The sequence below is a fragment of the Marivita sp. GX14005 genome (assembly GCF_023370775.1).
In the GTDB taxonomy this organism is placed as follows: domain Bacteria; phylum Pseudomonadota; class Alphaproteobacteria; order Rhodobacterales; family Rhodobacteraceae; genus Marivita.
On record NZ_JAMCCQ010000007.1, the window covers coordinates 73,810 to 81,226 of the forward strand.

At 68.9% G+C, this 7,417-nt stretch carries 9 protein-coding genes; 4 read left to right on the top strand and 5 right to left on the bottom strand.

Annotated features, from left to right (window positions below; genetic code table 11):
• From M3465_RS16765 to M3465_RS16775, 3 genes are read left to right on the top strand one after another with little or no spacing between them, the layout of a single operon-like run.
• Entirely contained in the window at positions 1–1,038 is a 1,038-nt protein-coding gene (locus tag M3465_RS16765; protein ID WP_249502851.1) for an iron ABC transporter substrate-binding protein, read from the top strand.
• Positions 1,011–2,033, top strand: coding sequence for a FecCD family ABC transporter permease (locus M3465_RS16770; protein WP_249502852.1), 1,023 nt, complete (start codon positions 1,011–1,013; stop codon positions 2,031–2,033). Before M3465_RS16765 ends, M3465_RS16770 begins: the two co-directional genes overlap by 28 nt.
• Positions 2,033–2,866 carry an ABC transporter ATP-binding protein gene (locus tag M3465_RS16775; protein ID WP_249502853.1) on the top strand — a complete coding sequence of 278 codons (834 nt, stop codon included), beginning with the start codon at positions 2,033–2,035 and terminating at the stop codon, positions 2,864–2,866. The genes M3465_RS16770 and M3465_RS16775 overlap by 1 nt, the downstream gene beginning before the upstream one ends.
• Here M3465_RS16775 and M3465_RS16780 read toward each other — a convergent pair.
• Entirely contained in the window at positions 2,821–3,030 is a 210-nt protein-coding gene (locus tag M3465_RS16780; RefSeq protein WP_249502854.1) for a TOBE domain-containing protein, read from the bottom strand. The genes M3465_RS16775 and M3465_RS16780 overlap by 46 nt on opposite strands.
• Positions 3,031–3,070: 40 nt before the next feature.
• On the opposite strand from M3465_RS16780, the gene M3465_RS16785 reads away from it, so the two are divergent.
• Positions 3,071–4,246: a putative sulfate/molybdate transporter gene (locus tag M3465_RS16785; protein ID WP_249502855.1), complete on the top strand. Its 1,176-nt coding sequence runs from the start codon at positions 3,071–3,073 to the stop codon at positions 4,244–4,246.
• Positions 4,247–4,250: 4 nt separating this feature from the next.
• Here M3465_RS16785 and M3465_RS16790 read toward each other — a convergent pair whose 3' ends face one another.
• From M3465_RS16790 to M3465_RS16805, 4 genes are all read right to left on the bottom strand, one after another.
• Positions 4,251–5,018, bottom strand: coding sequence for an ABC transporter ATP-binding protein (locus M3465_RS16790; RefSeq protein WP_249502856.1), 768 nt, complete (start codon positions 5,016–5,018; stop codon positions 4,251–4,253).
• The gene (locus M3465_RS16795) at positions 5,015–6,073 is read right to left on the bottom strand and encodes a FecCD family ABC transporter permease (RefSeq protein ID WP_249502857.1); all 1,059 of its coding nucleotides are present in this window, start codon (positions 6,071–6,073) and stop codon (positions 5,015–5,017) included. Before M3465_RS16795 ends, M3465_RS16790 begins: the two co-directional genes overlap by 4 nt.
• A 64-nt stretch (positions 6,074–6,137) precedes the next feature.
• Positions 6,138–6,941: an ABC transporter substrate-binding protein gene (locus M3465_RS16800; protein WP_249502858.1), complete on the bottom strand. Its 804-nt coding sequence runs from the start codon at positions 6,939–6,941 to the stop codon at positions 6,138–6,140.
• Positions 6,938–7,291, bottom strand: coding sequence for a TroA family protein (locus M3465_RS16805; RefSeq protein WP_249502859.1), 354 nt, complete (start codon positions 7,289–7,291; stop codon positions 6,938–6,940). Before M3465_RS16805 ends, M3465_RS16800 begins: the two co-directional genes overlap by 4 nt.
• Positions 7,292–7,417 lie beyond the last annotated feature (126 nt).

Here is a 7,417-nt window from a genome sequence, read left to right on the forward strand (position 1 = left end):
ATGCGCCATCTGCTTTTGATCCTTGCGCTGCTGGCGCTTCCGAACCTGCCCGCAGAGGCGCGCACGGTCACCGACAGCGCCGGGCGCGAGGTGGAGATCCCGGACGAGGTGACCACGGTGTTTGCCGCCGGCCCTCCGGCAGCGGTGCTGGTCTATGTGATGAAGCCCGAAACGCTGGCCGGCTGGCCGCGCGCGCTGCGCCCCGAGGAGCGGGATTATATCGCCGAAAGCTATCGCGACATTCCCGAGACGGGCCGGCTCACCGGGCGCGGCGGCGAGGCCAATCTCGAACGGGTGCTTGAGATCCAGCCCGATCTGATTATCGATTTCGGATCGGTGCGGGACACCTATATCGATCTGGCCAACCGCGTTCAGGAACAGACCGGCATCCCCTATCTGCTGATCGACGGGCGCTTCGAGAACACGCCCGAGGCGCTGCGCATCACCGGCGCGGCGCTTGGCGTGCCGGAGCGCGGCGCGGCGCTGGCGCGGGACGTGGAGGCGCGCTTTGCCCGGATCGATGCGATGCTGGCGGAGATCCCCGAAGCGGAGCGCCCCCGCGTCTATCTGGCGCGCGGGCCGGACGGGCTGGAGACCGGCATGAAAGGCTCGATCAATACCGAGATCATCGAACGCGCCGGCGGGCGCAACGTGGCCGATGACGGCGGCGCCACGCGCGGGCTCGTGCAGACCTCGGTGGAGCAGGTGATCGTGGCCGATCCCGGCACCATCGTGACGTGGGATCCGAATTTCTACGGCAAGGTCTTCGGCGATCCGCTCTGGCAGGGCGTGACGGCGGTGCGCGAGGGGCGGGTTTACCTCTCGCCCATGGCGCCTTTCGGCTGGATCGACCGCCCGCCCTCGCTCAACCGGATGATGGGGCTCGCCTGGATGGCGGGGCTGCTTTACCCGGACCTCTGGGAGGGCGATCTGCGCGCGGACACGCGCGAATTCTACAAGCTCTACTACCATGTCGATCTGTCGGACGCCGAACTGGAAAGGCTGCTTGAATGGGCCGAGGGACGACCGCCGATGTGAGCCTGCGCCGCCCGGCTTTCGGCTGGGCCGGGGCGCTGGCGCTGTGCCTTGCCGCGCTGTCCTTCGGGGCGGTGATGATCGGCCCCTACGCGCTGACCCCCGAGCAGACCCTCGCGGTGCTTGTCGGCGGCGGCGATGCGCAGGCGCGCATCGTGGTCTGGAACATCCGCCTGCCGCGCGTGGCCGCCGCGCTGCTGGTCGGCGCGGCGCTGGCGGCGGCGGGGGCGAGCTACCAGGCGCTTTTCCGCAACCCGCTGGTCTCGCCGGATATCCTGGGCGTGTCGGCGGGGGCGGGGCTTGGCGCGGTGGCGGGGATCTTCCTGTCGCTGCCGGTGGCGGCGATCCAGGGCGCGGCCTTTGCCGGCGGCATGGCGGCGGTCGCGGTCGTCACGCTGGTGGCGCGGCTGGTGCGAGGCACCGACCGGACGCTGTCGCTGGTGCTGATCGGCGTGGTGATCGGCGCGCTGGCGGGGGCGGCGACATCGCTGCTCAAGGTCATGGCCGACCCCTATGACCAATTGCCCGCGATCACCTTCTGGCTGCTCGGCTCGCTGGCCGCGATCACCACCGAAGACATCCTGCCCGCCCTGCCGATGGTTCTGGTCGGACTGGTGCCGCTGGCGCTCCTGCGCTGGCGGATCAACGTGCTGAGCCTCGGCGACGAGGAGGCCCGCGCGCTCGGCATCGAGGCGGGGCGCACGCGGTTCCTGGTGATCGCGGCGGCCACGCTGATCACCGCCAGCGTCACCGCGCTGGCCGGCGTCGTCGGCTGGGTCGGGCTCGTCATCCCGCATATCGCCCGGATGCTGGTGGGGCCGGGGTTCGGGCGGCTTTTGCCGGTCTCGGCGCTGATCGGGGCGGGCTATCTGCTGATCGTGGACACGCTGGCGCGCACCATCAGCCCGGTGGAAGTGCCGCTGGGCATCCTGACGGCGGTGATCGGCGCGCCCTTCTTCGTCTGGCTGCTGGCGCGCGGCCGGCGCGGCTGGTCGTGATGCTGGAGGTGCGGGATCTGGCGATCGGCTATGGCGCCATGCGCATCGGCGCAGGGCTGGGTCTGCGCGTCGCGCGCGGCGAGATCCTGTGCCTGCTGGGGCCCAATGGTTGCGGCAAGACCACGCTTTTCCGCACCCTTCTGGGCCTGCTGCCCGCGCTTGCGGGAGAGGTGCGGCTGGAGGGCCGGCCCCTCGCCGCGCAGGGACGGGCCGAGATCGCGCGGGCCATCGCCTATGTGCCGCAGGCCCATGCGCCGCCCTTTCCCTTCGAGGCGCTGGAGGTGGTGCTGATGGGCCGCACCGCGCGGCTGGGCACGTTCGCACAGCCGGGGCAGCGCGACCGCGCCATCGCGCGCGCGGCGATGGACCGGCTCGGCATCGGCGATCTGGCGGCGCGGGATTACTCGCGCCTGTCGGGCGGGCAGCGCCAGCTTGTGCTGATCGCCCGGGCGCTGGCGCAGGAGGCCGCGCTCATCGTCATGGACGAGCCGACCGCCAGCCTCGATTTCGGCAACCAGGCGCAGGTGCTGGCGCAGATCCGGATGCTGGCGCGCGATGCGGCCTCGGGAAGCTGCGGGGTGATCCTGTCGACCCATGATCCCGACCAGGCCTTCGCGCTGGAGGCGCGGGTGCTGCTGATGGCGCATGGCGGCTGCCGCGCGCAGGGCATGGCCGATGAGGTGCTGACCGATGCCGCGCTCAGCGCGGTCTACGGGCTGCCGGTCTCGGTCGAGCGCACGTCATCGGGGCGCAGGGTCTGCCTGCCGTCGCTGGCCGCGCCCGCCGCTCAATCCGCGCCGACGATGACGTCGGACGCCTTGACGATCGCATAGGCCGTCTTGCCGACCTCCAGCCCCAGTTCCTCGACCGAAGCATTGGTGATCATCGCCGTGACCATCGTGGCGCCGCCCAGATCGATCTGCACGGTGGAATTCACCGCGCCCTTGTCGATCCCGGTCACCGTTCCGGTCAGTTTGTTGCGTGCGCTCAGTTTCATCGCGGCCTCTCTCTTGCTGGTTTTGCCTGCGTCATAGGGTATGAAGGATGAAACAGAGTTCAACCTGGCGCGGGAAGGCGCGATGAGCGAAGGCACCACATCCGGGTTCCGCTTCGATCTGCGCGAAGCCAGCGGCGCGCTTGGCGATATCGGCACGCTCTTGCCGCTGACGCTGGGCATGATCGCGTTGGTGGGGCTGCCGGCGCAGCAGGTGCTGGCGGGGTTCGGGCTGTTCTACATCGCCACGGGGCTGATCTACCGCCTGCCGATCCCGGTGCAGCCGATGAAGGCCATCGCCGCCGTGGCGCTGGCCAGCGAGGTCAGCCCGGCCGCGCTGGCGCTCAGCGGAGTGCTGATCGGGGGGGTGCTGCTGGGGCTGGGTGGCAGCGGCCTGATCGACCGGCTGGCGCGGCTGGTGCCGCAATCGGTGCTGTCGGGGCTGCAGCTCGGGCTGGGGTTGGCGCTTGGCTGGATCGCGCTGGGGCTGATGGCCGAGCAGGCGCCGATCGGCGCGGCCTCTCTGGCGGTGGCGGCCTTCATGCTGCGCTTTGGGCGCCACGCGGCACTCGTCACGCTGATGCTCGGTGCGGCGCTGGGGCTCTGGCTCGGCGTGCCGGGGGCGGCGGGGCCGGGGGCGCAGATCGGGCTGCCGGGGCTGCCCGCGCCGGGCGATCTGCGCATCGCGCTGGCCGATCTGGCGCTGCCGCAACTGGCGCTGACGCTGACCAACGCGGTGTTCCTGACGGCGCTGGTGGCGGGCGATGCGTTCGGCCCGCGCGCCGCCCATGTCACGCCGCGCAAACTCTGCCTGAGCTCGGGCGCGGCCAACCTGCTGCTGGCCCCTCTGGGGGCGGTTCCGATGTGCCATGGCGCGGGCGGCGTGGCGGCGCATCACCGCTTCGGCGCGCGCACGGGCGGCGCGCCGGTGATGCTGGGCGCGGCGCTCTTGCTGCTGGCGCTCTTGCCCGCGCCGCTGCGCCAGTCGGCGCTGAGCGCCATTCCCGCTGCGACGCTGGGCGCGCTGCTGCTGATCGCGGCGGTGGAGCTGGCCGCCAGCCGCCGCCTGATCGACGCGCGCCCCTCCTGCCGCCCGGTGATCGCGGCGGCGGCGCTCGGCACGGTGCTGGCAAATCCGCTGGTCGGCCTGATTGCCGGCACGGGGGCCGAGATCCTGCGCAAACTCTGGCTCCGTCACCGAGCGCCGCAGGGGCGGTGACGGCTCAGAGCACGGCATCCACGAAGAGCGATCCGCGCCGCGTCGTCTCGAGCGATGTGGTCACGCGGTAGGTGCGGCCGACCTCGGGCAGGGCGAGCACGCGGGCGGGTCTGTCATCGGCCAGGATCGCGCCGTCGCGAATGAGAACCAGCCGGTCGCAGAACTCCGCCGCGAGGTTGAGATCGTGCAGCGCCGCCATGACGATGGTGCCGCGCCGGGCCATCTCGGTGCGCACCGAGGACAGGACCGACAGCTGGTGATGCAGATCGAGCGCGCTTGTCGGCTCGTCGAGCAGCACCAGCCGCGGATCGCGCACCAGCGTCTGCGCGACGGCGAGCATCTGCGCCTGCCCGCCCGACAGATCGGCGATGCCGCGCTCCGCAAGATGGGTGAGATGCAGCGCGGCCAGCGTTTCGGACACGCGCGCCAGGTTGCCCTCGCGCACCCGCCAGCCGGCATTCTGCTTGAGCGCCAGCAACACGCTTTCAAAGACCGTCAGCACCGCGTTGCAGCCGAAAGCCTGCGGCATGTAGGCCACCTGCCGCGCCCGCTCGCGCCGGGGCAGGGCGGCAAGATCCGCCCCGCCTAGCCGCACCTTGCCCGAGACCGGCCTGAGCAGCCCGGCCAACGTGCGAAAGAGGGTCGATTTGCCCGAGGCGTTCGGCCCGATCAGCCCGACCATCGCGCCGGGGCGGATATCGGGTATCGAGACATCCTGCAGGACGATCCGCCGCCCGTAACCGGCGCGCAGGTTTTCGATGGTCAGGCTCATCCCAGCCGCTCCCGCCGCGTGGTGAGGATGATCGACACGAAGACCGGCACCCCGATCAGCGCGGTGATGATGCCGATGGGATAGATCACGCCCGGCGTGATCGACTTCGACAGGATCGAGGTCAGCGACAGCACCAGCGCGCCCACCAGCGCCGAGAGCGGCAGGAAGAAACGCTGATCCTCGCCCACCAGCATCCGCGCGATATGCGGGCCGACCAGCCCGATGAAGCCGACCGTGCCGACAAAGGCCACCGCCGTGGCCGCCAGAAGCGAGATCGACACCAGCATCTCGATCCTGAGCCGCGCGATATCGACGCCCATGCCCGCCGCCGTCGTCTCGCCCATGCGCAGCGCCGTCATCGGCCAGGTGCGCATCAGCCCGAAGGGCAGCGCCACCGCCAGAAGCGCGGCACCGAGGCCGATCTTTTCCCAGCTCGCCCGGCCCAGCGATCCCATCATCCAGAAGACGATGCGGCTGATCTGGTCCTCGCTGGCCATGTATTGCATCAGCGACAAAAGCGCCGAGAAGGTGAAGAAGATGGCGATGCCGAAAAGGATCATCGTCTCCGATCCCACGCCCTTGAGCCGGGTGGCCAGCATAATGATCCCGCAGGTCATCAGCGCGAAGACGAAGGCATTGAGCGCCACGATCAGCCCGCCGATGGCCGGAATCACCGAAAAGCCCAGAACGATCGCCAGCGATGCGCCGAAACTCGCGGCGGCCGACACGCCCAGCGTGAAGGGCTCGGCCAGCGGGTTGTTCAGGATCGTCTGCATCTGCGCGCCCGCCACTGCCAGAAGCGCGCCGACGATCACCGCCGTCAGGGCGACCGGAAGGCGGTAATCCCAGACGATCACCTTGAGTCGCGCGCCATGCGCCATCGGATCGGCCAGCACCTCGCCCACCACGCGCAGCGGGTAATCGCCCGGCCCGGTGCCGATTTCGACAAGAAAGCTCAGGAGCAGGGCCAGCGCGGCCAGCGCCAGCAGGGCCGTTTTCCGGCGCGCCCTCGCGCCGTAGCCGCTGCGCAGATCGGTCATCGGAATATCCGTCATCGAAGGCTCCTCGAACGGGATGGGTCCGGCGCGCGGGGGGTATCCGCCGCGCGCCGGAGGCGGATCAGCTGCCGCTCTTCAGGGTGCTCCAGAACACGCCGGAATGATCGATCGGCAGGAACCGGTCATGCAGCTCCGTCATCGTCGCCTCGGGATCGAGATCCTCGAAAAGCTCGGGATGCAGCCATTTGGCGAAGGCCTGCATGGCGACGAAATGATAGGGGCTGTTGTAGAACTGGTGATAGACGCCGTGGAACCGCCCGTTCCTGACAGCCTGCAATTCCTCCCAGCCGGGACGGGCGGCCAGCCCCGCCAGACGCTCCTGCACACCATCAAGCTCGGCCTCGTAGCCGAACAGAACCGCCGTGGTGGCCGGGTTGGCCTCCGACCAGTTCGCGCCGGTGCCGATGATCACGTCCGGGTCTTCGGCAAAGAGCGCCTCCAGGCTGACCTCGCCGCGAAAGCCCGGAAACAGGATTGAGCCCCAGTTGCGCCCGCCCGCCTGGTCCACCAGCCGGCCCAGATTGGCCGCGCCGAAGGTGGTGCAGCAGCTGTCCGGCTCCCAGCCCGCGCCGTTCTCGATAAAGACCAGCGGGCGCTCCTCATCGGGCAACTGATCCACCCGCGAATAGATGCGCTGCATCTGTTCGGTATAGAAATCGGTGAAGGCATCCGCATTGTCGCGCTTGTCCAGGATGCGGCCCATGAGCTGGATGCTGGGCACGGTATTGGCGGTCGGATCCTGGCGGAAATCGACGAAGACCGTCGCGATCCCGGCCTCGTCCAGCTTGTCGATGATGCCGCTTTCCTGCGCCTTGAGCAAGCTGCCGAGATTCATGAACACCACATCGGTGCCCAGCGAGATCACGGCCTCGAGGTTCCATTCATCCGAATAGGGGCTGCGAGACGCGCGATCTTTGCCGCTTCGGGGAATTTCGCCTCATAGGCGCGCCAGGCATCGGGATCGTAAAGGATCATGTCGTCCTTCCAGCCGACGACCCGTTCGAACGGGTCGTCCCGGTCCAGAAGCGCGAGGGAATAGATCATTCGCCCCTCGCCGAGGACGATGGCATCGGGGTTCTTCTCCACCTCGACATTGCGCCCGGCGATGTCGGTGACGGTGATGGTCTCTGCGATGGCGGACGGGGCTTGCGCGCTCAGGAACGCACTGGCTGCAGTGGCGAGGCAGAGACCGCGTGACAGCTTGTGCAAGCCCATGGTCTCTCTCCTTGTCAGCTGCAGAACACCCGCGGCACGGTGGCGTGGGTAAAGAAACCTACAAAATTAGTAAAGTAATTCTTTTTGCTAGTTTGTTTTACATAATCTTCATTATGTGACGCTCAA

Coding starts and splice junctions, on each gene's coding strand:
- M3465_RS16765 (WP_249502851.1), top strand. CDS start 1: ATGCGCCATCTGCTTTTGATCCTTGCGCTGCTGGCGCTTCCGAACCTG.
- M3465_RS16770 (WP_249502852.1), top strand. CDS start 1,011: ATGGGCCGAGGGACGACCGCCGATGTGAGCCTGCGCCGCCCGGCTTTC.
- M3465_RS16775 (WP_249502853.1), top strand. CDS start 2,033: ATGCTGGAGGTGCGGGATCTGGCGATCGGCTATGGCGCCATGCGCATC.
- M3465_RS16780 (WP_249502854.1), bottom strand. CDS start 3,030: ATGAAACTGAGCGCACGCAACAAACTGACCGGAACGGTGACCGGGATC.
- M3465_RS16785 (WP_249502855.1), top strand. CDS start 3,071: ATGAAGGATGAAACAGAGTTCAACCTGGCGCGGGAAGGCGCGATGAGC.
- M3465_RS16790 (WP_249502856.1), bottom strand. CDS start 5,018: ATGAGCCTGACCATCGAAAACCTGCGCGCCGGTTACGGGCGGCGGATC.
- M3465_RS16795 (WP_249502857.1), bottom strand. CDS start 6,073: ATGACGGATATTCCGATGACCGATCTGCGCAGCGGCTACGGCGCGAGG.
- M3465_RS16805 (WP_249502859.1), bottom strand. CDS start 7,291: ATGGGCTTGCACAAGCTGTCACGCGGTCTCTGCCTCGCCACTGCAGCC.